Source organism: Xanthobacter sp. AM11 (assembly GCF_047444035.1).
Taxonomy (GTDB): domain Bacteria; phylum Pseudomonadota; class Alphaproteobacteria; order Rhizobiales; family Xanthobacteraceae; genus Xanthobacter.
Genome location: NZ_JBLAOA010000001.1, coordinates 3,838,824 through 3,862,307 on the forward strand (window position 1 = coordinate 3,838,824; position 23,484 = coordinate 3,862,307).

At 70.2% G+C, this 23,484-nt stretch carries 18 protein-coding genes; 14 read left to right on the forward strand and 4 right to left on the reverse strand.

Features of this window, described 5'->3' with window-relative positions; translation table 11 throughout:
- Window position 1 precedes the first annotated feature (1 nt).
- The 4 genes from ACI7BZ_RS17555 to ACI7BZ_RS17570 all read left to right on the forward strand — a co-directional run bounded on the left by ACI7BZ_RS17555 (window position 2) and on the right by ACI7BZ_RS17570 (window position 4,294).
- Complete coding sequence (locus tag ACI7BZ_RS17555; protein ID WP_414118436.1) at window positions 2-967, forward strand: ATP-grasp domain-containing protein; 966 nt, start codon at window positions 2-4, stop codon at window positions 965-967.
- A gap of 60 nt (window positions 968-1,027) precedes the next feature.
- Entirely contained in the window at window positions 1,028-1,465 is a 438-nt protein-coding gene (folB, locus tag ACI7BZ_RS17560; protein ID WP_414118437.1) for a dihydroneopterin aldolase, read from the forward strand.
- Between the two features lie 101 nt (window positions 1,466-1,566).
- Window positions 1,567-2,547, forward strand: a complete 981-nt coding sequence (locus tag ACI7BZ_RS17565) for a class 1 fructose-bisphosphatase (RefSeq protein WP_414119204.1) — start codon at window positions 1,567-1,569, stop codon at window positions 2,545-2,547.
- A gap of 139 nt (window positions 2,548-2,686) precedes the next feature.
- A complete protein-coding gene (locus tag ACI7BZ_RS17570) occupies window positions 2,687-4,294 on the forward strand; it encodes an acyl-CoA synthetase (protein ID WP_414118438.1) in 1,608 nt (535 codons plus the stop codon).
- Window positions 4,295-4,379: 85 nt separating this feature from the next.
- On the opposite strand, the gene ACI7BZ_RS17575 is transcribed toward ACI7BZ_RS17570, so the two are convergent.
- The 3 genes from ACI7BZ_RS17575 to thrC all read right to left on the reverse strand — a co-directional run bounded on the left by ACI7BZ_RS17575 (window position 4,380) and on the right by thrC (window position 7,970).
- Complete coding sequence (locus tag ACI7BZ_RS17575) at window positions 4,380-5,009, reverse strand: GNAT family N-acetyltransferase (protein WP_414118439.1); 630 nt, start codon at window positions 5,007-5,009, stop codon at window positions 4,380-4,382.
- Window positions 5,010-5,295: 286 nt separating this feature from the next.
- The gene (locus ACI7BZ_RS17580; protein ID WP_414118440.1) at window positions 5,296-6,561 is read right to left on the reverse strand and encodes a M16 family metallopeptidase; all 1,266 of its coding nucleotides are present in this window, start codon (window positions 6,559-6,561) and stop codon (window positions 5,296-5,298) included.
- The gene (thrC, locus tag ACI7BZ_RS17585) at window positions 6,558-7,970 is read right to left on the reverse strand and encodes a threonine synthase (RefSeq protein ID WP_414118441.1); all 1,413 of its coding nucleotides are present in this window, start codon (window positions 7,968-7,970) and stop codon (window positions 6,558-6,560) included. Before thrC ends, ACI7BZ_RS17580 begins: the two co-directional genes overlap by 4 nt.
- A 430-nt stretch (window positions 7,971-8,400) precedes the next feature.
- Here thrC and ACI7BZ_RS17590 point away from each other — a divergent pair, with 430 nt between their 5' ends.
- The 4 genes from ACI7BZ_RS17590 to ACI7BZ_RS17605 all read left to right on the forward strand — a co-directional run bounded on the left by ACI7BZ_RS17590 (window position 8,401) and on the right by ACI7BZ_RS17605 (window position 13,598).
- Window positions 8,401-8,982 (forward strand): hypothetical protein, encoded by a 582-nt coding sequence (locus tag ACI7BZ_RS17590; RefSeq protein WP_414118442.1) that lies wholly within the window; start codon window positions 8,401-8,403, stop codon window positions 8,980-8,982.
- A 145-nt stretch (window positions 8,983-9,127) separates the two neighbouring features.
- On the forward strand, window positions 9,128-10,888 hold the full coding sequence (locus ACI7BZ_RS17595; RefSeq protein WP_414118443.1) for a trypsin-like peptidase domain-containing protein: 1,761 nt from the start codon (window positions 9,128-9,130) through the stop codon (window positions 10,886-10,888).
- 17 nt (window positions 10,889-10,905) lie between these two features.
- Window positions 10,906-11,793 (forward strand): PP2C family protein-serine/threonine phosphatase, encoded by an 888-nt coding sequence (locus ACI7BZ_RS17600; protein WP_414118444.1) that lies wholly within the window; start codon window positions 10,906-10,908, stop codon window positions 11,791-11,793.
- Window positions 11,790-13,598: a serine/threonine-protein kinase gene (locus ACI7BZ_RS17605; protein ID WP_414118445.1), complete on the forward strand. Its 1,809-nt coding sequence runs from the start codon at window positions 11,790-11,792 to the stop codon at window positions 13,596-13,598. Before ACI7BZ_RS17600 ends, ACI7BZ_RS17605 begins: the two co-directional genes overlap by 4 nt.
- A gap of 277 nt (window positions 13,599-13,875) precedes the next feature.
- Here ACI7BZ_RS17605 and phaC read toward each other — a convergent pair whose 3' ends face one another.
- Entirely contained in the window at window positions 13,876-15,630 is a 1,755-nt protein-coding gene (gene phaC, locus ACI7BZ_RS17610) for a class I poly(R)-hydroxyalkanoic acid synthase (protein WP_414119205.1), read from the reverse strand.
- Window positions 15,631-16,081: 451 nt separating this feature from the next.
- Here phaC and ACI7BZ_RS17615 point away from each other — a divergent pair, with 451 nt between their 5' ends.
- The 6 genes from ACI7BZ_RS17615 (at window position 16,082) to recJ (ending at window position 23,448) form a co-directional block, all read left to right on the forward strand.
- The gene (locus ACI7BZ_RS17615) at window positions 16,082-16,381 is read left to right on the forward strand and encodes a hypothetical protein (protein WP_414118446.1); all 300 of its coding nucleotides are present in this window, start codon (window positions 16,082-16,084) and stop codon (window positions 16,379-16,381) included.
- Window positions 16,382-16,535: 154 nt separating this feature from the next.
- Entirely contained in the window at window positions 16,536-17,756 is a 1,221-nt protein-coding gene (locus ACI7BZ_RS17620) for an LL-diaminopimelate aminotransferase (RefSeq protein ID WP_414118447.1), read from the forward strand.
- A gap of 92 nt (window positions 17,757-17,848) precedes the next feature.
- Window positions 17,849-19,147 carry a homoserine dehydrogenase gene (locus ACI7BZ_RS17625; RefSeq protein ID WP_414118448.1) on the forward strand — a complete coding sequence of 433 codons (1,299 nt, stop codon included), beginning with the start codon at window positions 17,849-17,851 and terminating at the stop codon, window positions 19,145-19,147.
- Between the two features lie 4 nt (window positions 19,148-19,151).
- On the forward strand, window positions 19,152-20,141 hold the full coding sequence (glpX, locus tag ACI7BZ_RS17630; protein WP_414118449.1) for a class II fructose-bisphosphatase: 990 nt from the start codon (window positions 19,152-19,154) through the stop codon (window positions 20,139-20,141).
- Window positions 20,142-20,299: 158 nt separating this feature from the next.
- Window positions 20,300-21,550 carry an MgtC/SapB family protein gene (locus tag ACI7BZ_RS17635; RefSeq protein ID WP_414118450.1) on the forward strand — a complete coding sequence of 417 codons (1,251 nt, stop codon included), beginning with the start codon at window positions 20,300-20,302 and terminating at the stop codon, window positions 21,548-21,550.
- A 95-nt stretch (window positions 21,551-21,645) separates the two neighbouring features.
- Window positions 21,646-23,448: a single-stranded-DNA-specific exonuclease RecJ gene (gene recJ, locus ACI7BZ_RS17640; RefSeq protein ID WP_414118451.1), complete on the forward strand. Its 1,803-nt coding sequence runs from the start codon at window positions 21,646-21,648 to the stop codon at window positions 23,446-23,448.
- Window positions 23,449-23,484 lie beyond the last annotated feature (36 nt).

Consider the following 23,484-nt stretch of genomic DNA (forward strand, 5'->3'; position numbering starts at 1 on the left):
CATGCGCGTCTTCATCTGTGAGTACGTGACATCCGGCGGGATGCGCGACAAGCCCCTGCCGGAGGCGCTCGTCGCCGAGGGCACGCTGATCCGCGACGCCGTCGTGGCCGACCTTGAGGAACTGCCGAACGTCACCGTCGCCCTCGCCTATGACGACCGCCTGCCGCCCCCCAACCGGGACGCGGTGCCTGTGCGCAAGGGCGAGGACCCGTGGATCTGCTGGTCCAGCCTGGCGCAGGATGCGGATGTGGTCTGGCCCATCGCGCAGGAAGGCGGCGGCATCCTCGCGCGCATGGTGCGGATGATGGACGAGGGCGGCGCCCGGCTCATCGCCAGCGATCCCGCGGCCATCACCCTCGTCGCCAGCAAGCTGAAGATGACCGAGCGCCTCGCCGCGGCCGGCATCCCCCATGTGCCGACCTTCCCCATCGACGCGCTGCCCGCCGGCCTCGACGGCGATCTGCTGACCAAGCCGGAAGACGGCTCCGGCTGGGGCAGCACCCGCGCCTGGCCGAATCGCGCCGCTTTGCCCCGCAGCTCCGGGCTGGTGGTGCAGCCCTTCGTGCATGGCACCGCGACCAGCCTGAGCGTGCTCGCCCGGCCGGACAGCACCACGCTCTTGGCGGCCAACCGCCTGCAGGTCAGCCACCTGGTGGGCGTCTTCGGCTTCGAGGGCGTCACGGTGGGCGGCATCAAGGACGAGGACGGCAGCCTCGCCGATCTGGCGCGCCGGGTGGTGGCGGCATTTCCGGGCCTTTCAGGCATCGTCTGCATCGACGTGGTGCTGACGCCGCAGGGGCCGAGGGTGGTGGAGATCAACCCCCGCGTCACCGTCTCCTATGCCGGCCTGCATGCGGCGCTGGGCGTCAATCCGGCGGCCTTCATTCCCGAGCTGATCCGCGACGGCTGCCCCCCGGCGGTGCCGCACCTGCCGCGTCCAACCCCGGTGGAGGTGAAGATCCGTTGAAAGAGGCGCGCGGAATCAATAGGAAGGCAGTCCAACCGGCGCTCGCCGCGTGAGGACGACATGACACCCGATGATCCCACCGCCCTCGCCGAGGCGGGCGCGCAGACGAGCGCCCGCCCGAGCGAGCGTCCCCACAATACGGATCGGCTCTTTCTGCGCGCGCTGCCCTTCTATGCGCGGCATGGCGTGTTCGAAGCCGAGCGCGAGCTTGGCCAGCGATTCGTCATCGACGTGGATTGCTGGCTCGACACCCGGCCGGCCGCCTGGGCCGACGACCAGGCCCTCACCGTGTCCTACCAGCAGGTTTACGAGCATGTGGCCGCGGCGGTCTCCGACGACCCGGTCCATCTCATCGAAACCCTGGCCGAGCGCATCGCCACCCGCCTGCTCGACCATTTCGAGGTGGTGGAGCAGGTGCGCGTGGTAGTGCACAAGCCCGGCGCGCCGGTGACCGGGGTGTTCGGCGATGTGGGCGTGGAGATCATCCGCCGCCGCTGAGCGCGCGCGCCGTTGCGGCTTTACCGCACCCGCTGCAGTGCGGCATAAGGGCCGCGGCGGGGGCGTCCGCCGGGCGAGCACGGGAGCTTCAGGTGAGCGAGATGGTGACCCTTCAGACCTTCCTCGGAACCTGGGCCGGCGATGATGCCGCCCGCAAGGCGGTGGCCGGCACCGTCACCGCCATTGCGCAGGCGGGCCTCGGCATCGCCGATCTGGTGGCCCGCGGCCCGCTGGAGGAGAGCCTCGCCAAGGTCCGCGGCGTGGACCCCAATGCCGGCGGCGACACCCAGAAGGAACTGGACGTGGTGGCCGAGGAGCGCATCTGCGCCGCCCTCATGCCCACCGCCGCCGCCTTCCTCGCCTCCGAGGAGAGCGAGGAGCTGATCCCGCTCAATCCCGAAGGCCGCCTGGTGGTGGCGGTGGACCCGCTCGACGGCTCGTCCAACATCGACACCAACGTCTCCGTGGGCACCATCTATTCCATCATGCCCTATGACCCGGCGGAGCAGGCCGACCCCAAGGCGGCGGTGATGCGCCCCGGCCGGCACCAGGTGGCGGCGGGCTTCCTCGCCTACGGCCCGGCCACCATCCTCGTGGCCACCTTCGGCGACGGCACGCAGGTGTTCGTGCATGACCGGCTGAGCGGCGACTTCGTGCTGGCGCGCACGGAAGTGGAGATCCCGGCCGAGACCAAGGAATACGGCGTCAACCAGTCCAACGTGCGCCACTGGGATGCGCCCATGCAGCGCTATCTCGACGATTGCCTCGCCGGCAAGGAAGGCCCGCGCGGCAAGGATTTCAACATGCGCTGGGTGGGGTCCATGGTGGCCGACGCCTTCCGCATCTTCACCCGCGGCGGCGTCTACGTTTACCCTGCCGACAAGCGCAAGGGCTATGAGAACGGCCGCCTGCGCCTCATCTACGAGGCCTTCCCCCTCGCCTTCCTGGTGGAACAGGCCAAGGGCGGTGCCACCGACGGCAAGACGCGCATCCTCGACATCCAGCCGCACCACATCCACCAGCGCATCCCGCTGGTGTTCGGCTCCCGGGCCGAGGTGGAGAAGATCGCCTCCTATTACTGAGGGCGTGCAAGGCGCCGCAGCCCTGCCAGCGGGGGACGGGGCGGCACCATCCGTGTGCCGCCTATTGACCCGCCCATTAAAAAAACGTTCGATCGTTTCCTGAAGCCGCCACACCAGAGCGGCGCGACGGGAGGCGGTCATGCTCGTGCCGGCGGACGATTATGCGGGGCTCATCCGGGCCTTTTCCTGGCGGATTCCCGGGCGCTTCAACATGGGCGTGGCCTGCGCCGACGCCCATGCGGACGGCTCCGGCAAGCCGGCCCTCATCTTCGTGGAGGAGAGCGGCGCCGTCCGCACCCACAGCTTCGACCAGCTGAAGGCGCTCACCAACCGCTTCGCCAACGCCCTGCGCGCCCGCGGCCTCGCGGCCGGCGACCGGGTGGCGGTGTTCCTGCCGCAGGCGCCGGAAACCGCCATCGCCCACATCGCCGCGTTCAAGGCGGGAATGGTCTCGGTTCCCCTCTTCACCCTGTTCGGCGACGAGGCGCTGGAATTCCGCCTCGCCGCGTCGGGCGCCCGCGCCCTGGTCACCGACCTTGCGGGCCTCGCCAAGCTGGAGCGGGTGAGGGACCGCCTGCCGGACCTCGCTTATGTCTTCGTCATCGGTGCCGACACGGGGGGCGCCGCCGGCTTCGACGCGGCGCTGGAGGCCGCCAGCGACCGCTTCACCCCGGTGGAGACCGGGCCGGACGACCCGGCCATCATCATCTTCACCTCGGGAACCACCGGAAATCCCAAGGGGGCGCTGCACGGCCACCGGGTGCTGCTGGGCCACCTGCCCTGCATCCAGTTCGTGCACCAATACATGCCCCAGCCCGGGGACCTGCACTGGACCCCGGCAGACTGGGCCTGGATCGGCGGACTGTTCGACGTGCTCTTCCCCTCCCTCTACTTCGGCGTGCCCGTGCTCGCCCACCGGGCGAAGAAGTTCGATCCCGAGGCCGCCATGGCGCTGATGGCCGACCACCATGTGCGCAACGTCTTCCTCCCACCCACGGCGCTGAAGCTCTTGCGGCAGGCCGATGTGCGGCACGACGGCCTGAAGCTGCGCTCCCTCCTCACCGGCGGCGAGACCCTGGGGGCGGAGCTGGGCGCCTTCGTGAAGGAGCGCCTTGGGGTGGAGGCGCGGGAAATCTACGGCCAGACCGAATGCAACCTCGTGGTGGGCTGCAATTCGAACTTCTTCCCCATTCGCCCCGGCTCCATGGGCAAGGCCATTCCGGGCCACGACGTGCGCATCGTGGACGAGGCCGGCACGGAGCTGCCGGCGGACACGGAAGGCCACATCGGCATCCGCCGCGGCGATCCGGTGATGATGCTGGAGTACTGGCGCAATCCCGAGGCCACGGCGCAGAAATATGCCGGCGACTTCCTGCTCACCGGCGACATGGGCCGGCAGGACGCGGACGGCTACCTCTGGTATGTGGGCCGCTCGGACGACGTGATCACCTCGGCCGGCTACCGCATCGGGCCGGGGGAGATCGAGGACTGCATCCTCAAGCATCCCGCCGTGGCGCTGGTGGCCGTGGTGGGGGTGCCCGACCCGCTGCGCACGGAGGCGGTGAAGGCCTGGGTGGTGCCGAAGCCGGGCGTGGCGCCCACCGAGGCGCTGGCGACCGAGATCCAGGACTTCGTGAAGACCCGCCTTTCCGCCCACGAATATCCGCGCCATGTGGCCTTCACCGACACGCTGCCTATGACCGCCACCGGCAAGATCCTGCGCCGGGAGCTGCGGGCGCGGGGCTGAGCCGCATCCGGCGCCGCGCGCCCCAAGACGGCGTCGCGCCCCCCCAAGACGGCGGCATCCCGCAATGGGCGGGGCGGGTCCGCCCTTACTGCGCCGCGGTGGGCGGCACCTGCCGCAGCAGTTCCGGCAGCGCCATGTCGTGGCGCAGCCGAGCGAACAGCAGGTGGTCCTCCCACACGCCGTTGATGCACAGATATTCCCGGGAATATCCCTCCCGCAGGAAGCCGCAGCTCTCCAGAAGGCGGATGGACGGCCGGTTGGAAGGCATGCACGCCGCCTCGATGCGGCGCAGATGGAGCACGTCATAAGCCACAGGAAGCAAAGCGTTGACCGCCGCCTTCATGTGGCCCTGCCCGGCATGGGGCGCGCCCATCCAATAGCCCAGGCTCGCCGCCTGGCACACGCCGCGCCGCACATTGGACAAGGTGAGGCCGCCCAGCAGCTCATGGTCGCCGCGGCGGAAGATGAAGAGCGGATAGGCCTCGTCCGCCACCATATCGCGCGCATAGCGCCGCAGGCGGCGGCGGTAGGCGCCGCGGGTCAGATCATCCTCGGGCCAGAGCGGTTCCCACGGCGTGAGGAAGGAACGGCTCTCCTCGCGCAGCGCGCGCCATTTGGCGAAATCCCCCATCTGCGGCACGCGCAGGTAGATGCCCTGGCCCTCGATGGTGGGGAGGGGCTCCGGCGGGCACAGGAAGATGGTGGAAAGCCACATGCGGATGCGACCCGAACAATATCTCTTTTCTAGTCCCGCGGGCCGCCGCCAGAGCGGGACCGGCCCCCGATACTCCCCCACGCCGCCGCCGGCGGCAAATGGCGCCTGCGACCGCAGTTCACGCTTCAGCATACGCCATGGCAGGCTGCCACGCTTCTGCCGGGCCGAGGCCCGCCATCGGCTCAATGGTCGCAGGCTGGTGCGCCACCGGCGCCGGGGCAGGTGCGCCGAACAGGCTCCAACCCCTTGTTCGCGCGAAGATCTGGATGCAACTCCAATTCGCGTTTCAGTTGCGCTGCAGCCGCTCCGCCGCCCGCGCCGCAGGATCGAGGCCGCCCTTCGGCCCGATGGCGGTGAGGGTCGGCCGGCCGCGGGCGATGAGGGCCTGCGCCGCGCGGCGCACCGCGCCCACATCCACCGCATCCACCCGGGCGACGATCTCCTCCACCGGGATGACGCGGCCGAAGCCCAGGATCTGCCGGGCGAGCTGGTCGGCCCGTGCGCCGGAACTCTCCAGCGCCGCGAGCAGGCCCACCTTCATCTGCGCCTTGGCGCGGGCCACCTCGGTGTCGGTCACGGTCTCGGCGGTATCGAGGACCTGCTCGATCACGGCATCGCAAAGCTCGCCCACGTCCCCCGTGTCGGTGCCGGCATAGATGCCGAACAGGCCGGTGTCGGCATAGCTCCAGTGGAAGGCATAGATGGAATAGCAAAGGCCCCGCTCTTCCCGCACCTCCTGGAACAGGCGGGACGACATGCCTCCGCCTAGCACGTTGGCGAGCACCTGCACCGCGTGATAATCGCCATGGTGGTAGGAGCAGCCTTCGAGGCCCAGAAGCACGTGCACCTGCTCCAGGTCGCGCGCCACCAGCTGCGTGCCGCCGGCATAGGTGGCGAGGGGAAGCTCCGGCTTGCCGGCAGGCGCGATGGACTTCAGCCGCGCACCGGCATCGGCCACCAGCCGCGCATGCTCCACCGCCCCGGCGCCGGCCACCACCATGCGCGGACCGCGATAGGTGCGGCCGAGATAGGCGCCCAGCTGGTCGCGGTGGAAGCCCCGCACCGTTTCCGGCGTGCCGAGGATGGAGCGGCCCACCGACTGGCCCGGGAAGGCGCATTCCTGGAACAGGTCGAACACCAGGTCGTCGGGCGTGTCCATGACCGCGCCGATCTCCTGCACGATCACGTTCTTCTCCCGCTCCAGCTCGTCGGGCGCGAAGGCCGGCTCGGTGAGGATGTCGGCGAGGATGTCGAGGCCGAGGCCCACGTCCTCGCCCAGCACCCGCACATTGTAGGAGGTCTGTTCCACCGAGGTGGCGGCGTTGATGTCGCCGCCCACCTGCTCGATCTCCTCGGCGATGCGCCGCGCCGTGCGCCGCCGCGTGCCCTTGAAGGCCATGTGCTCAAGGAGATGGGAGATGCCGTGCTCGTTCTCCTGCTCGTCGCGGGCGCCGGCGCCCACCCAGATGCCCAGGGAGGCGGTACCCAGATGACTCATCTCGTCGGTGACCACGGTGATGCCGTTGTCGAGCGTCGTGATCTGCACGCTCATGCGGCTGCACCTGCCGCCACGCGCGCCCGGGCGCGGATGAAGCTCTCCACCGCCGCAAGGTCGTTGGGCAGCACGGTGACGCTCTCGCGCCGGGTCATGAGGTCCGCCATGTGCGGCGGCAGGGCCGGGCGATGGCCGGTGGCCGCCTCCACCGCATCGGGGAACTTGGCCGGATGGGCGGTGGAAAGCACCACCTGCGGCACATGGGCCGCATGCTCCACCTTGTCGGCGACGGCGAGGCCCACCGCCGTATGGGGGTCCGCCAGATAGCCGGCGGAGGAATAGAGCCGCGCGATGGTGGCGCCGGTTTCCGGCTCGTCGGCGCGGGCGGCGGAGAAATCGGCGGCAATGGCGGCGAGCGCCCCGCGCGGCACGGTGAAGGCGCCGGACTGGGACAGGGAAGCCATGAGCTGGCGCAGGGCCGCGCTGTCCCGGTCGAGGGCCTCGAACAGCAGCCGCTCGAAATTGGAGGACACCTGGATGTCCATGGAGGGCGACGAGGAGGGGTGAACCCCCTTCACCTCGTAGCGGCCGGTTTCCAGGGTCCGCACCAGGATGTCGTTGACATTGGTGGCGATGGAGAGATCGCGGATGGGAAGGCCCATCTTCTTGGCCACCCAGCCGGCGAGGATGTCGCCGAAATTGCCGGTGGGCACCACGAAGGAGATGTCCCTGTGCGGCGCCCCCAGGGCCGTGGCCGCATAGAAATAATAGACCACCTGGGCGACGATGCGCGCCCAATTGATGGAATTCACGCCCGCCAGCGCCAGCTGGTCGCGGAAGGCGTGATGGTTGAACATGGCCTTCACCATGCTCTGGCAGTCGTCGAACGTGCCTTCCACGGCAATGGCGTGGACCGACGGCGAATTGACCGTCGTCATCTGCCGCCGCTGCACCTCGGACACCCGCTTGTGCGGATAGAGGATGAACACGTCCACCGCATCGGAATGGCGGAACGCCTCGATGGCGGCGCTGCCCGTGTCCCCCGAGGTGGCCCCGACGATGGTGGCGCGGGCGCCGCGCTCGGCGAGCACATGGTCCATGAGGCGGGCGAGCAGCTGCATCGCCACATCCTTGAAGGCCAGGGTGGGCCCGTGGAACAGCTCCAGCACGAAGCGGTTGGGCGCGATCTGGACCAGCGGCGTCACGGCGGGATGGCGAAAGCCGGCATAGGCGTCGGTGATCATCAGGTCGAGGACGCGCTCGGGCAGGGCGCCAGCGACGAACGGGCCGATGACCGCCTTGGCGACGGCCGCATAGGGCTTGCCGGCGAGGGCGGCGATCTCGTCCGCCGACAGGCTCGGCCAGGCCTCGGGCACATAGAGGCCGCCGTCGCGCGCCAGGCCTGCCAGCAGCGCATCGGAAAAGGACAGAACGGGAGCTTCGCCCCGGGTGGAAACGTAACGCACGGGTCCTCGACCAGCTCTTCGGCCGCACGGCGGGCCTGCGCCAACCTAAACGCAAGCGGCTTCGGGCGAAAGGCGCTCGTTCACCGCAAGGTCGGCAGGGGGCCGGGCGATGCCGCAGGGCGGCGCGGCGCCCACGGCTCCACCCCTTGGACGGATGCCGGCCGAGCCGTCTTTACTGCACAAAATATCATCTGTGAGCCAAGTTTACAGTCGCCCAAGAAGATGGATGAACCACTTTGGGCCGGAGTCAGCTTCGCCATTACAAAAGGTGCCCGCCAAAAAATTTTGAAGTCTACGTGCAAGTGGCGGAATTCTTGACCTGGGGTTGCGGCAGGGTTAACGTTACCGGTAATTGGGGAATACTCATATGCAAACTGTACTTCACACGCACGCGATGCGCTGCGGAGCGCATTTGCGTCTGCGGCGGGTCGTGCTCGGCCTCGTTGCCGCGATTTCCTGCTTCTCCCTCGTTCTCGTCGGCTTCGCGCGGGAAGCCCACGCCGGTCCCCGCCTGGGACGGGGCGTTGCGCTGGGCATCGGCGTTGCCGCCATCGTCGGCATGGCGGCCTCGGCCATGGCCAAGCCGCGGGCCTCCAGCGGCGGGGCCAAGGTGGCCAAGGGCAAGAGCAAGCCCACCAAGACCGCCTCCAAGAGCAAGAGCAAGGACGCCACCGACGTGGCCCGGGCGGAGCCCTCGGAGCCGGCCGGATCGGCCCCGTCCACCGGCGCCCTGCCTGCGCCGGCGGCGACGCCCTCCTATACCTATGCCCGCGGAACGGAGGGAGGAAGCCAGCCGGCGCCGGGAGCGACACCGGCCCTGGGCGCAGCCACGGCGGCCGGTGGCGCCGCGCTGACCGGGAGCGCGATGGCTGGCGGCGCAGTGGCGGCTGCAGGTGCCGCGCCGGCTTCCCCCAGCCTGGCCGGGGCCGCTCCCGCATCGGGCGGGCCTGCCGCGGGGACGCAGGCAACCCTGGCCCTGCCGGTGAGCATGGTGACCGACATCGGCGAGTGAAGCCGGCCCCCCCGGGGGGTCTTGAAACAGGTGACCCGGTGAGAGCCGGCGCGCGGGCGGCCGCCGGGGGCCTGGGCGCCACCACGGAGCGCCGCATGGACCGCGCCGGCGCCGATGGTCATGTGCAGGGTGCGTAGGGGGAGACATGGAACCCGTCACTCGTAACATCGTTCTGCGGCATCTGAACGGTGCGAAGGCCAATCGCCTGGATCAGTTCGCGATCGTGGAAGGCCTGGCGCTCCAGATCGGCCGCAAGCCCGGTTCGGATGTGCTCTACGGTTCCGACGGCGACGACCTGGTGAGCCGCCAGCACGCCACCATCACCCTGCGCAATCTTGAAGGGCCCAACGTCTTCCTCGCCGACACCGGCTCCAGCAACGGCACCTTCCTCAATGGCGAGCCGGTGACCGCGGAGCGGGAGATCTTTCCCGACGACGTGATCGAGCTCGGCAAGGGCGGCCCCAAATTCGTCTTCGACATCCAGCCGCGTCCCGAAGGCTACGCCTCGCGCACCCGTGTGATGAATGTGGTGGACGCCGCCGCCACCCGCATCATGTCGGTGCCGTCCGCCCCGCCGGAGGCCACCGCCGCCGCATTGCCCGTGGCCGTCCCGCCCAAACAAAGCGTGGGCAAGGAAACCGTGGAGCGCCTGCTGTACGAGGAGCGGCGCAGCACCCGAAAATCCTGGTCGGCCCTGGCGGCCGGCCTCGTCGCCTTCATCCTGGTGGGCGGTGGCGCGCTCTACTGGTATTCGGCGCAGAACACCCAGAAGCTGCGGACCGAAGCGGCGGAAGCAGCGCAGGCGCAGGCACAGATCCAGGCGGAGGAGGTGGCGAAGGCCAAGCAGGAGGCCATCGCCAGCGTGGCCAAGGAGCTTGGCACCAGCTCCCGGCAGATCATCGAGACCTACGGCGACGCCACGGTCCGCATCACCCTGAAATGGGGGCTTTATGACCGCGAGGCAGGCAAGCCGCTGTTTGTGAAGATGGTCGCCTACAACAAGCGCTATTACCCCGCCTTCGTGCGCCTGCGAAACGGCGACATCGTGCCCTGGCTGACGCTGGACGACGGCGCCCGCAACAATTTCCGCGTCGGCCTCGGGGGCTCCGGCTCCGGCTTCGTGGTCAGCGAGAACGGCTTCATCCTGACCAACAAGCATGTGGCCGCCGGCTGGATGACCAAGTTCCGTTGGCCCTATCGCGAGGCCCTCGTCTACAAGGAAGCCCGCGCCCGCAATGTGGGTCCGGGTGATCCCGAGCTGGCGGCGATCGGCAATTACGAATGGATTCCCGAGCAGGAAGCCGGCGTGGTCTTCCTGGACAAGATTCCCTTCCGCATCTCCGACGACGGCCGCAACCTCATCGGCCGCAACGAGGAACTGGAGGTCCGCTTTCCCGGCAGCCGCCTTGGCATGGCGGCCACCCTCGTGCGCGCTTCCACCGATGCGGACGCCGCCCTCATCAAGGTGGACACCCCCCAGAGCCTCAACAAGGTGCAGATCGCCGCGGACGACAAGCTGGTGGTCGGGGACCGGGTGACCGTTCTCGGCTATCCCGCCGTGTCCATGGAAGACCGCGTGGTGGTGAGCACGCTGGAGGCCGGCCGTCGCGGCACCCGGGAAGAGCTGGTGCCGCAGCCCACCGTGACGGAGGGCATCATTTCCCGTGTCGCGGCCTCCACCGCCGACACGAAAGACCACATCAAGGCCTATTCGGACATCGGCGACGCCTTCCAGCTGGCCATCAACACCACCGGTGCCGGCAACAGCGGCGGCCCGGTGTTCGACAGTTCCGGCCGCGTCATCGGCTTCTTCACCTATGGGCTGGCCCTGGGCAACGCTGCCGTCTCGTTCGCGGTACCCATCAAATACGGCGTTGCCCTGCTCCAGGCCCAGCGGGCGCCCTGAGCGGGCGGGAGAAAGACATGTCCGCGGCCACCCCCGCCCCGCCGGCAGAAGCGCCCCTCATGGTGGACGGCGCCATGCTCACCGACCCCGGCAGGGTGCGCCCCGCCAATGAGGATCGCGTCGCCTATGCGGCGCGGCGCAGCCCACAGGGCACCTTCGCCGATGCCCTGGCCGTGGTCTCCGACGGCATGGGCGGCCACGCCGCCGGCGAGGTGGCCAGCGCCATTGCCGTGGAAGTGGTGATGCGCGGCTTCTTCGCCGGCGAGGGGCCGGCCGCGGCCCGCCTGCTCGCCTGCGTGCACCAGGCCCATGCGGCCATCCGCGAGGCGGCCCGGGAAAACCCCGCCTATCACGGCATGGGCGCCACCCTTACCGCCCTCGCCTTCCAGGACAACCGGGCCTTCCTCGTTCACGTGGGCGACAGCCGGGCCTACCTCCTGCGCGACGGCGCCCTCACCCAGATCAGCGATGACCACACTTATGTGGCCAAGCTGGTCCGCGACGGCCTCATCAGCCCGGCCGAGGCGAAAACCCACCCGGACAGCCACGGCATTCTCCAGGCGGTGGGCTCGCCCCGCCCCATCACCCCCACCAGCGACCCGGACGGCGTGCCGCTTAAGGCCGGCGACCGCTTCATCCTGTGCTCGGACGGCCTCACCAACATGGTGGAGGACGACCACATCCGCGGCATCTGCCAGCACCTGCCGCCGCAGGCCGCCTGCGAAGCGCTGATCCGCGACGCCAACCGCGCCGGCGGCGAGGACAACATCTCGGTGGGCGTCTTCACGGTGGGCACCGCCCCGCCCGCCCTCCCGCAGGGCGCCACCCGGCGGCTTCCCGCCTTCGACGTGCTCGACGCACGGCAGAAGGAAAGCGCCGCCTGCCCTCCGGGAGAGCCGCAATGACCATGCCCGCGCGCATCGGCCCCTATGAAGTGCGCCGCCTGCTGGGGGCCGGCGGCGTGGGGCAGGTCCATGTGGGCTTTGATCCCGCCCTCGGCCGGGAGGTGGCCATCAAGTCGCTGCGGCCGGAGCTGACCAACGACCCCAGCTTCGCCGACCGCTTCCGGGCCGAGGCCTCCAGCCTCGCCAAGCTCAACCACCCCAATATCGCCACGCTCTATGCCCTGGTGCCCGAAGGCCAGAGCCTGCACATGGTGATGGAGCTGGTGCGCGGCGACACGCTGGAAACCCTCATCTCCCGCAGCCAGGCCCCCATGGACCCCGCCACCGCCGTGTCGCTGGTGACCCAGGCCGGCGAAGGCCTGTGCTACGCCCACGCCGCCGGGGTCTTCCATCGCGACATCAAGCCCGCCAACCTCATGGTCACCGAGAGCGGCCTGCTCAAGATCATGGATTTCGGCATTGCCCGGGTGGAGGGCTCCCAGCGCCTCACCCGCGACGGCAGCATCGTCGGCACCCTCGCCTATATGGCGCCGGAGCAGATGAAGGGCGCCCAGGGCGACGCGCGCTCGGACCTCTACAGCCTCGCCATCGTGCTCTACGAGATGCTGGCCGGCCGTGTGCCGTTCCGCGCCGACACCGATTACGATCTGATGCGCGCACAGATCGAAACCCCGCCGCCCCGGCTTTCCGCCCTCGCCCGGCCCGGCCTCAACCGGAACCTTGAGGCGGTGGTGATGCGGGCGCTTGAGAAGAAGCCGGAAAAGCGCTTCCCCGACATGCGCGCCTTCCTCGACGCCCTGGCCGGCGAGGCGCCGAAGGCCACCGCGGGGCGGGCGCTGGCGCAGGCCCTGCTGGCCCGGCCCGCGGCTGCCGCCGCACCGGGTGCGCCGCCGGCCAGGCCCGCCCCCGCGGCCGGCGGGGAGGGCTGGTTCAGCGGCCCCCTCAAGGGCATCCTGGTGGGCACCGGCGCCGCGCTTGCGGCCATCGGCCTGTTCCTGTTCCTCAGCCGCGAGGAAGCCGCCACCCTCGCCCCGCCGGGACGGACGGAAGCCCCCATCGCCATGCGGGAGGCCCGGCCCCAGCCGGAGGCGGAGCGCCAGCCGTCCCGCAGCAATGACCTGTTCATCGGCGGCGCGAAATCCGCCCGCACGCCGGCCCCGGCGGAGCCGCCACGTCCGCTGGTGCCGGCCATGGACAAGCCCGGCCCGCTGGGGCCGCGCTCCGCCGCCGAACCCGATGGCGGTGTCCCGCTGCCGCTGCTGGAGACGGGCTCCACCGGCGCCGGCCAGCCTGTGCCCGCCGGTGCCACCCTGGCCAATACGGCGGGCGATCTGGCGGAGGCGGAGATTGCCTATGGGCAGGGCGACTTCAAGACCGCCCTCGCCATCGCCCGGCCGCTGGCGGAACGGGGGGATGCGGAAGCCCAGTTCATCATCGCCAAGATCTATGACGGCGGCCGCGGCGGCGTGGAGCAGAACCTGCCCGAAGCCTTCAAATGGTACCGCCGCGCAGCCGAGCAGGGGCTCGCCCGGGCCCAGTTCAACGTGGGGCGCTTCTACAGCCTGGGCCGTGGCGGCCTTCCCGTGAGCAACCAGAATGCCGCCACCTGGTATGCCCGGGCGGCGGCCGCCGGCGACATGGATGCCACCTACAACCTCGCCAGCCTCTATTATCGCGGCGATCTCGGCCCGGCCGACGTAGCCAAGGCCAAGGAGCTGTTCGCCAAGGTGATGACCAGCTCTTCCCGCCTCTCCGCCGATGCACGCAAGGCCTACGATTTCATCGTCGCCAACTACGGCAAATAGGCCGGAGGCGGGCCGGAGCCACGTGGCGCGCCCGGGCCTGCATCGGCGGGGCGCTCGCAGGGCGCGGCGCGCCGTCATCGCGACCAGGGCCGGGCACAAGCATCCGCCCGTGCACATCGCCCCGATCCCCCCTGCCCTGAAACCGTGCCTGAAGGGGCGACGCCGCCGGGCCTTGGGGCACCCCGGCGGGCATCTCCTTCACGATCACGCCCGCGCCCTCACAGGCCAGCCGAGCGCGTGCGCCCCCGCAGGGACGCTCCGTTGGCCGGCAACCCGGTCAGCTGCGCGCCTTCACATAGCGCCCCGGCGCATCCTCGATGGGGGTGAGCCGGCCGCCGCCCACCACCCGGGCCGGCACCTCCTCGGGATGCTGGTTGGTGAACCAGGCCATCCAGTCCGGCCACCAGGAGCCCTTGTGCTCCCGCGCGCCTTCCAGCCACAGGTCGAAGCTGGGGCCGGTGGGACCATCCGCCCAATATTGATACTTCATCTTGGTCGGCGGATTGACCACGCCGGCAATGTGGCCGGAGCCCGCGAGCACGTAGCGCACCGGCCCCGAGAGCAGGTTGGCGCCGATATAGACCGAATTGGCCGGCGCGATATGGTCCTCCCGCGTCGCCAGGGAATAAACCGGCACCGTCACCTTGCGCATATCGAGGCGCACGCCGGAAAGCTCGGCCAATCCGCGCGCGATGTTGTTGGTGAGGTAGCAGTTGCGCAGGTAATAGGAATGGTTCGATGCCGGCATCCGTGTGGAATCGGCGTTCCAGAACAGAAGATCGAACGGAAACGGCGCCTTCCCCTTCATGTAGTTGTTCACTACGTAGGGCCAGATCAGGTCATTGGAGCGCAGCAGGTTGAAGGCGGCGGCCATCTTGCCCCCCTCAAGATAGCCCATCTCCTTCATCTTGCGTTCGAGGCTCGCCAGCTGCTCCTCATCCACGAAGACCTTGAGGTCTCCGGCATGGGTGAAGTCGATCTGGGTGGTGAGGAAGGTGGCGGAGGCGATGCGGTCGTCGCCGGTCGCCGCCATATAGGCGAGGGTGCTGGCCAGGAGGGTTCCGCCCACGCAATAGCCCACCGTATGGGCCCTGCGCTCGCCCGATGCCACCGCCACGGTGTCGAGGGCGGTCATGATGCCTTCGCGCATGTAGTCGTCGAAGCCCTTCTCGGCGAGGCGCGCGTCGGGATTGACCCAGGAGATGGTGAAGACGGTGAGCCCCTGGTCCACCAGCCACCGGATGAGCGATTTTTCCGCCGTCAGGTCGAGGATGTAGAATTTGTTGATCCAGGGCGGCACGATGAGCACCGGCGTCTTCTTCACGCTGGCGGTGGTCGGCTCGTACTGGATGAGCTGCATCAGCTCATTCTCGAAAATGACCTTGCCCGGCGTGGTGGCAAGGTTGCGCCCCACTTCGAAGGCGTTCATGTCGGTCTGGCGGATCTTGAGGCTGCCCCCGCCCTCGATCAGGTCCTCGGTCAGGTTCTTCATGCCCTTCACGAGATTCTCGCCGGACGACGACAGCGTCTCGCGGATCAGCTCGGGATTGGTGAGCACGAAGTTGGAGGGGGAGATGGCATTGGAGATCTGCCGGACCAGGAATTCGGCCTTGTGCCGGGTGTGCGGGTCGATGCCCTCGGCCTCCTGCACCATGTCCTGCGCCCAGTGGGTGGTGACCAGGTAGGCCTGCTTCAGGGCGTCGAAAATGGGGCTCTCGCGCCAGCCCTCATCCTTGAAGCGGGCATCCTTCGGGTCGGGGGCGGTCACCGGCGCCACCTCTTCCCCGGCCAGGCGCTTCATGGTGTTGGCCCACACCGAGAGGTAGCCCGCCATGAGGCGCGACTGGGCCTCCACCGTGCGCTGCGGATCGGCGATCCAATATTCCGCCACGTGGCCCACGGTCTTCAGGGCGTCGGCGATATCCTCGGCCATGGCCTCGGTGTTGGCGCCGTCGCGGGGGGTGAGATAGGCGGCCATGGCCTTGCCCCCCTCCTCCACCATCTGCGCGAGATTGCGGGCGAAGGCTTCCATGTCGAGCCCGCGGCCGGCGTCGGCGGCCGGACCGGGGCCGGCGGGCGCGGGACGGCCGGCGGCGGGCGGCGGCGCAGCCTCCCGGGCCGGCGCATCCACCGCGCCGGGCGGCGCCTGCGGCGGGGTTTCGGAGGAAACCGCCGGCATAAACGGGGGCGCCGTCAGGTCGGGAGGAAGTGCAAGACCCGGGCGGATCTCGGACATGTTCGACGTTTCCTCGGCGCGGGACATTCGTTCTTCCCTTCTGGCGGCCCGTTGCGTGACGTCCGACCCATCTTGTACCGCTCCGGCTTGTATCGCCATCAGCGGTTCGTCCATATTATCCAGCGATCGTGACAGGATCGAGCCTCGTGCGGCGGCCGATCCTGGGGAAATCAGCGGCGTCCGCAACGGGCGATTCGGGCCGGAGCCGGGGCGGCCGGGACCGTTCGGACGCATGAAGCGGAGCACCATGTCCATCCTTCTTTCGAACCCGGCCATCCGCACGCCTTGGGCAGGCGGGCGCAGAATCCTTTCCGCCTGCGTGCGTGCGGCCTTGGCGGGGCTCGCCCTTGCCACCCTCTCCGCCTGCGCCGGCGACGATCCGGCGGCCGGCCTCACCCCGCCCAACCCTTCCGTGCCCCAGGTGCCGGATACCGCCTTCCCCTCGGTGGGCGCCCCCGCCGCCGAACGCGCGCCCGCGCTCACGCCCGAGGCCCAGCAGAAGCTGCAGAAGGACTTGGAGCGCCTCGCCCGCACCCAGGGGAAATGAGGCCGGCGCCCCCCGGCCCGGGATGCTGCAGTGCCGCAACCGCGCCGCCGCCCCACTCCCATCGCAATCATGGCTTTTTCATTCACCGAACAATGCTACAAAGCCCGACTGCCGCGCCGGGAGACAGAAACGCGCGGCCCCTGGAGCCTTGAAAATGACCACCGATTTCCACCGCATTCGCCGGCTGCCGCCCTACGTGTTCGAACAGGTGAACCGTGTGAAGGCCGCCGCCCGCAATGCCGGGGTGGACATCGTTGACCTCGGCATGGGCAACCCGGACCTCGACGCGCCGGAGCATGTGATCGAGAAGCTCAAGGAAACCATCGGCAAGCCGCGCACCGACCGCTATTCGGCCTCCAAGGGCATCCCCGGCCTGCGCCGGGCGCAGGCGGCCTATTACGAGCGGCGATTCGGCGTGAAGCTGGACCCCGACCGCCAGGTGGTGGCGACGCTGGGCTCCAAGGAGGGCTTCGCCAACATGGCGCAGGCCATCACCGCGCCGGGCGACGTCATCCTCACCCCCAATCCGTCCTACCCCATCCACGCCTTCGGCTTCCTCATGGCTGGCGGCGTCATCCGCTCGGTGCCGGTGGAGCCGGGGCCGGAATTCTTCCACGCCATGGAACGGGCGGTGCAGCACTCCATCCCCAAGCCCATCGCGGTGGTGCTGTGCTATCCCTCGAACCCCACGGCCTGCGTGGCGGATATCGAGTTCTACAAGGACGTGGTGGCCTTCGCGAAGAAGAACGACCTGATCGTCCTGAGCGACCTCGCTTATGCCGAGCTGTATTTCGACGGCAACCCGCCCCCCTCGGTGCTGCAGGTGCCGGGCGCCATGGACGTGACGGTGGAATTCACCTCCATGTCCAAGACCTATTCCATGGCGGGCTGGCGCATGGGCTTCGCGGTGGGCAACGAGCGCCTCATCGCCGCCCTGTCGCGGGTGAAGTCCTATCTCGACTACGGCGCCTACACCCCCATCCAGGTGGCGGCGGCGGCGGCGCTGAACGGCCCGCAGGAGTGCGTGGCCGAGATGCGCGAGACCTACAAGAAGCGCCGCGACGCGCTGGTGGAGAGCTTCGGCCGCGCCGGCTGGGCCATCCCCGTGCCGCAGGCCTCCATGTTCGCCTGGGCCCCCATTCCCGAGCCGTTCCGCGCCATGGGCTCGGTGGAATTCGCCAAGCTCCTCATCGAGAAGGCGGAAGTGGCCGTGGCCCCCGGCGTCGGCTTCGGCGAGCATGGGGATGATTATGTCCGCATCGCCGTGGTGGAGAACGAGCAGCGCATCCGCCAGGCGGCGCGCAACATCCGCCGCTTCTTCGACCAGGCGGGCACCACGCTGCACAATGTCGTGCCGCTCAGCGCCGCGCGCTGATCCGCGGCGCTCCCTTCGAACGCGCGGAGACGGGTCCCGTGCCGGGTGATCGCCCGGCCGGGGCCGGCTCCGAAAAAGAACCGGTCCGATCCATGAGCGAACTGAAAGTGGGCCTCGCCGGCCTCGGCACCGTCGGGGCCGCCGTCTTCCGCATGCTTGAGCGGCGCGCCGGCGCCCTCGAAGCCATCACCGGCCGCGCCGTGAAGGTGGTGGCGGTGGCGGCCCGGGACCCCGGCCGCGATCGCGGCCTCGATTTGTCCGGCGTCACCTGGCACACCGACCCGGTGGCGCTGGCGCGCGACCCCGGCATCGACGTGTTCGTGGAGCTGATGGGCGGCGACGGCGACCCGGCCAAGGCGGCGGTGGCGGCGGCGCTGGACCGCGGCCTCCCGGTGGTGACCGCGAACAAGGCCCTCTTGGCCAAATGCGGCCTGGACCTCGCCCGCCGCGCCGAAGCTTCCGGCGCCGGGCTGCATTTCGAGGCGGCGGTGGCCGGCGGCATCCCCATCGTGAAGACGCTGCGCGAATCCCTGGCCGGCAACGTCATTGAGCGCGTGTCCGGCATCCTCAACGGCACCTGCAACTACATCCTCACCCGCATGGCCGACGAGAAGCTCTCCTTCCAGGTCTGCCTGGGGGAGGCCCAGCGCCTCGGCTATGCGGAGGCCGACCCGACCTTCGACATCGACGGCTTCGACACCGCCCACAAGCTTGCCATCCTCACCTCGCTGGCCTTCGGCACGCAGGTGGACGCGGACGCCATCTATGTGGAGGGCATCCGCCAGCTGACCCTCGCCGACCTCGCCGCCGCGGACGACCTCGGCTACCGGGTGAAGCTGCTGGGCGTGGCGGTGAAGACCGACACCGGCATCGAGCAGCGGGTCCACCCCACCATGGTGCCGAAGCACTGGCCCATCGCCCAGGTATCCGGCGTCACCAATGCGGTGGCGGTGGATGGCGATGCGGTGACGCTCACCCTGGTGGGCCCGGGCGCCGGCGGCGACGCCACCGCCTCCGCCGTGGTGGGCGATCTTGCCGACGTGGCCCGCGGCGCGCGGGGCTTCGCCTTCGGCCTGCCGGTGGCGCAACTGCAGAAGGCCGAGCGCGCGCCCATGCAGCGCCACGAGGGCGGCTATTACATCCGCCTTGCGGTGGTGAACCGGCCGGGCACCGCCGCCACCATCGCCCGGCGCATGGCCGACGAGCAGATCTCGCTGGAATCCATCGTGCAGCGCCGCCCCGGCGGCGATGCCTCCGGCACCGAGACGGCGCATGTCATCCTCATCACCTATGCTACGACCGAAGAGGCCGTGAGGCGCGCCATTGCCGCCATCGAGGCAGACGGCGTCGTCGCCTCCCTGCCGCAGGTCATTCGCATCGAGAAGGATTGACGCCATGAGCGCAGCCCGGATGGCCCAGGTGCTGGACCGACGCCTCGCCCTGGACATGGCCCAGGTCACCGAGCGCTGCGCGGTCGCCGCGGCACGCCTGCGCGGGCGGGGCGACGAGCAGGCGGCAGACCTTGCCGCCATGGATACCTGCTTCCGCGAGCTCAACGAGATTCCCGTCTCCGGCACGGTGGTCATCGGCGAAGGCGTGGCGGGGGAGTGGGACCACCTTTATGTGGGCGAGACCCTGGGCCGCGGCGGCGCCGAGGTGGACCTGGCGGTGGACGCCCTCGAAGGCTCCACCCTGTGCGCCAAGAACATGGAGGGCTCCATCGCGGTGCTCGCCATCGCCGAGCGCGGCTCGCTGCTGAAGGTGCCGCCGGTCTACATGGAGAAGCTGGCCATCGGCCCCGGCTATCCCGACGGCATCGTCTCCCTGTCCCAGAGCCCGCAGGACAATGTGCGCGCCATCGCCGAGGCCAAGGGCGTGCCCCCCTCGGAAATCACCGCCCTCATCCTCGACCGGCCGCGCCACGCGCCCCTCATCGAGGCGGTGCGCAAGACCGGCGCGGCGGTGAAGCTCATCACCGACGGCGACGTTGCGGGCATCATCCACACCACCAACCCGCAGGAGAGCGGGGTGGACATCTATCTCGGCCTCGGCGGCGCCGCGGAAGGGGTGCTGGCGGCGGCGGCCCTGCGCTGCATCGGCGGCCAGATGCAGGGGCGCCTCGTGCTCGACACCGAGAAGAAGCGCGAGCAGGCCAAGGCCCTCGGCATCCGCGACGCCGCCAAGGTCTATGACCTTGAAGAGATGGTGCGCGGCGACTGCCTGGTGGCCGCCACCGGCGTCACCGACGGGGCACTGCTGATGGGGGTGCGCTTCAGCCGCGAGGTGATCGAGACCGACACCATCGTGCTGCGCGCGGCCACCGGCACGGTGCGCCGCATCTCCACCCAGCACCGCGATTTCCGCAAGTTCCGGCTGGAGGCCTGAGCCGCCGTCCCGCCGGCGGGAACGGGCGCCCCGATCCGCGGGTTTCCGGCACAAGCGCCGCCGTCCCGCCATGGCTCTCGGCGCGCACGCCGCACCCATATAGGATGGCCGAAGGCGCGCCCGCTCCCCGCGTGCAAGCCGAGAGCCCGGGATGCGCCATGGACCACCTGATCTTCCGCCTCGCCATCGCCCTCGCCATCGGCCTCGTGGTCGGGGTCGAGCGTGGCTGGCGGGAGCGGCGGGAACCGGCCGGCAGCCGCACCGCCGGCGTGCGCACCTTTGCCCTCTGCGGCCTTCTGGGGGGCGTGTGCGCCGCCCTGGCGTCGGCGCTGCAGAGCCCGGCCATCCTCGCCGTATCCGGCATCGCCTTTGCCACCGTGTTCGCCGCCTTCAAATATCGCGAGATGGTGGCGGACGAGGATTTCGGCATCACCAGCATCGTTGCCGCCCTTCTGGTGTTCGCCCTGGGCGCCCTTGCGGTGGTGGGGGATGCGGCAGCGGCCAGCGCCGCGGCCATCGCCACCACCGGCCTGCTGGCGGCCCGCGGGGCGCTGCATGGATTACTGCGCCGGCTAACCTGGCTTGAGCTGCGCTCGGCCCTGGTGCTGCTGGCCATGACGGTGATTGTGCTTCCGCTGCTGCCGGACCATACCATCGACCCGTTCGACAGCATCAACCCCCGCCAGCTCTGGCTGTTCATGGTGCTGACCGCGACGATCTCCTTTGCCGGCTATGTCGCGGTGAAGGTGGCGGGGCCGGAGAAGGAAATCATCATCAGCGCTTTGGGTGGCGCGCTGGTTTCCTCCACGGCGGTGACCATCGCCTTCGCGCGCCGCGCCGCCGCAGGGGAGCCGGCGCCGCTGCTGGCGGGGGGCGCCGCGCTGGCGGCCATGGTGTCGCTGCTGCGGGTGCTGGTCATCTGCACCGTGGTCGCCCCCGCCTTGCTCGCCACCCTTGCCCCGCCGGCCCTGGCGGCGGCCTGCGCCTTCGGCCTCGTCGGCGGCGTGATGGTGCGCAACGCCGAGGGCGCCAAGGGGGAATCCAGCCTCGGCAACCCCTTCGACATCGGCCCCCTCGCCGCTTTCGCGATCATGTTCGGCCTGGTCTCGGCCCTGAGCGGCTTCCTGCTGAAGTCGGCGGGCCCGGACAGCCTCTATGTGGTGAGCGCCGTGGCCGGCATCGTGGACGTGGACGTGCCCTCGCTGAATGCCGCGCGCCTCGCGGGGAACGGGCTGTCCCTCAGCGGTGCCGCCGTCTCCATCCTCATCGCGCTGGGAATGAACGCCCTCGGCCGGGTGGGATTCGCCGCCGCCGCCGGCCCCCTGGGCTTCACGCTGCGCCTCGGCACGGCGACGGCGGCGGCCGCCGGCGCGGCCATCGCCGTGCTGGTGCTGCTGCAGGGACTGTGACGGCGGGCGCCGGCACCTCCGGCAGGGAAACGACGAAAGGGAGATATGCCGAAGGCGCGCTCGACGGGCGTGGCGGGGTCTGGCTTGATGCCGGCGTGAACATCGCGCTACCGAATCGCCTCTTCCTCGACGTCGCCCGCTCGGCCACCGGCCGCATCTGGCGCGAGCGGCTGGACGTGCGCACCTCCCAGACCGCACTGGCCATGGCCCAGCGCTACGGCATCAGCGAACTGGTGGCCCGGGTGCTGGCAAGCCGCGACGTGGCCCTCGACGAGGTGGAGCGCTTCCTCGACCCCTCCATCCGCACCCTGCTGCCCGATCCCGACACCCTCACCGACATGGGCGCGGCGGTGGAGCGCCTGGCCCGCGCGGTGGCCACGGGCGAACAGGTGGCGGTGTTCGGCGATTATGACGTGGACGGCGCCTGCGCCACCGCCCTCATGGTGGGGGTGCTGCGCGCCGGCGGGCTCGATCCCCTGTTCCACATTCCCGACCGCATCTTCGAAGGCTACGGGCCGAACGTGCCGGCGATCGAGCAGCTCGCCGCCCGCGGCGTGACGCTGCTGGTGACGGTGGATTGCGGCACCACCTCCATGGAGCCCCTCGCCGCCGCCCGCCGCCTGGGCATGGATGTGGTGGTCATCGACCATCACCAGGCCGGCGAGCGCCTGCCGGAGGCGGTGGCCATCGTGAACCCCAACCGGGAGGACGACCTCTCCGGTCTCGGCCATGTGTGCGCGGCGGGCCTCGCCTTCGTCACCGCCGTGGGGCTGGTGCGGGCGTTGCGCCAGAGCGGCCATTTCCATGCGGGCCGGCCGGCCCCGGACCTGCTGGAAACCCTCGATCTGGTGGCGCTGGCCACGGTGGCGGACGTGGTGCCCCTGCGTGGGCTCAACCGCGCCTTCGTGGCAAAGGGCCTGGTAGCCATGCGCCGGCGCGGGCGCATCGGCCTGACGGCGCTGATGGATGTGGCGCGGCTGGACGGGCCGCCGCGCCCCTTCCACCTGGGCTTCCTCATCGGCCCGCGCATCAATGCCGGCGGCCGCATCGGCGAGGCGACGCTGGGGGCGAAGCTGCTGCTCACCGACGACCCCGCCGAGGCCCGGCGCATCGCCGAGGAGCTCGACCGGCTGAACAGCGAGCGGCAGGAGGTGGAGCGCACCATCCTCGCCGCCGCCGAGGGGGAGGCCGCGGCCGCCCTTGGCCTGGGCGACGAGGGCGCGGTGGTGGTGGTGAGCGGCGACGGCTGGCACCCCGGCGTGGTGGGGCTGGTGGCGGCGCGGCTGAAGGAGCGTTTCCAGCGCCCGGCCTTCGCCATCGCCTTCGATGGGCAGACGGGGGTCGGCTCCGGCCGCTCCATTCCCGGCGTGGACATCGGCCGCGTGGTGCGCGGCGCGGTGGAAAGCGGCCTTCTGGTGAAGGGCGGCGGCCATGCCATGGCGGCGGGGCTGACGGTGGAGCGCGCGCGGCTCGGCGATCTGCGCGCCGAATTCGAGGCGCGCCTTGCCGCCGACGTGGCGCGGGCGCGGGCCGAAGGGGCATTGTCCATCGACGGGGCGCTGACCGCCCGGGCGGCGGTGCCGGCCCTGGTGGATTCCCTCTCCCGCGCCGGGCCGTTCGGCGCCGGCAATTCCGAGCCGGTGTTCGCGTTTCCCGCCCACCGCATCAGCTATGTGGAGAGCTTCGGTGCCGGCCATGTGCGGGCCCGCATTGCCTCCAACGACGGCGCAACCCTGAAAGCCACCGCCTTCCGCTGCGCCGAGGAGCCCCTCGGCCGCGCCCTGCTGGCCGCCCGCGGCCGGCCCCTGCATGTGGCCGGCAGCCTGGAGCTGGACACCTGGCAGGGCGAGACGCGGGTGGCGCTGCGCATCCGCGACGTGGCCGAGGCGGGCGGCTGAAAGGGGGGCTGAGGCTCAATGGCCCTGCCGGCCAGA

Coding starts and splice junctions, on each gene's coding strand:
- ACI7BZ_RS17555 (WP_414118436.1), top strand. CDS start 2: ATGCGCGTCTTCATCTGTGAGTACGTGACATCCGGCGGGATGCGCGAC.
- folB (WP_414118437.1), top strand. CDS start 1,028: ATGACACCCGATGATCCCACCGCCCTCGCCGAGGCGGGCGCGCAGACG.
- ACI7BZ_RS17565 (WP_414119204.1), top strand. CDS start 1,567: ATGGTGACCCTTCAGACCTTCCTCGGAACCTGGGCCGGCGATGATGCC.
- ACI7BZ_RS17570 (WP_414118438.1), top strand. CDS start 2,687: ATGCTCGTGCCGGCGGACGATTATGCGGGGCTCATCCGGGCCTTTTCC.
- ACI7BZ_RS17575 (WP_414118439.1), bottom strand. CDS start 5,009: ATGTGGCTTTCCACCATCTTCCTGTGCCCGCCGGAGCCCCTCCCCACC.
- ACI7BZ_RS17580 (WP_414118440.1), bottom strand. CDS start 6,561: ATGAGCGTGCAGATCACGACGCTCGACAACGGCATCACCGTGGTCACC.
- ACI7BZ_RS17595 (WP_414118443.1), top strand. CDS start 9,128: ATGGAACCCGTCACTCGTAACATCGTTCTGCGGCATCTGAACGGTGCG.
- ACI7BZ_RS17600 (WP_414118444.1), top strand. CDS start 10,906: ATGTCCGCGGCCACCCCCGCCCCGCCGGCAGAAGCGCCCCTCATGGTG.
- ACI7BZ_RS17605 (WP_414118445.1), top strand. CDS start 11,790: ATGACCATGCCCGCGCGCATCGGCCCCTATGAAGTGCGCCGCCTGCTG.
- phaC (WP_414119205.1), bottom strand. CDS start 15,630: ATGGAAGCCTTCGCCCGCAATCTCGCGCAGATGGTGGAGGAGGGGGGC.
- ACI7BZ_RS17615 (WP_414118446.1), top strand. CDS start 16,082: ATGTCCATCCTTCTTTCGAACCCGGCCATCCGCACGCCTTGGGCAGGC.
- ACI7BZ_RS17620 (WP_414118447.1), top strand. CDS start 16,536: ATGACCACCGATTTCCACCGCATTCGCCGGCTGCCGCCCTACGTGTTC.
- ACI7BZ_RS17625 (WP_414118448.1), top strand. CDS start 17,849: ATGAGCGAACTGAAAGTGGGCCTCGCCGGCCTCGGCACCGTCGGGGCC.
- glpX (WP_414118449.1), top strand. CDS start 19,152: ATGAGCGCAGCCCGGATGGCCCAGGTGCTGGACCGACGCCTCGCCCTG.
- ACI7BZ_RS17635 (WP_414118450.1), top strand. CDS start 20,300: ATGGACCACCTGATCTTCCGCCTCGCCATCGCCCTCGCCATCGGCCTC.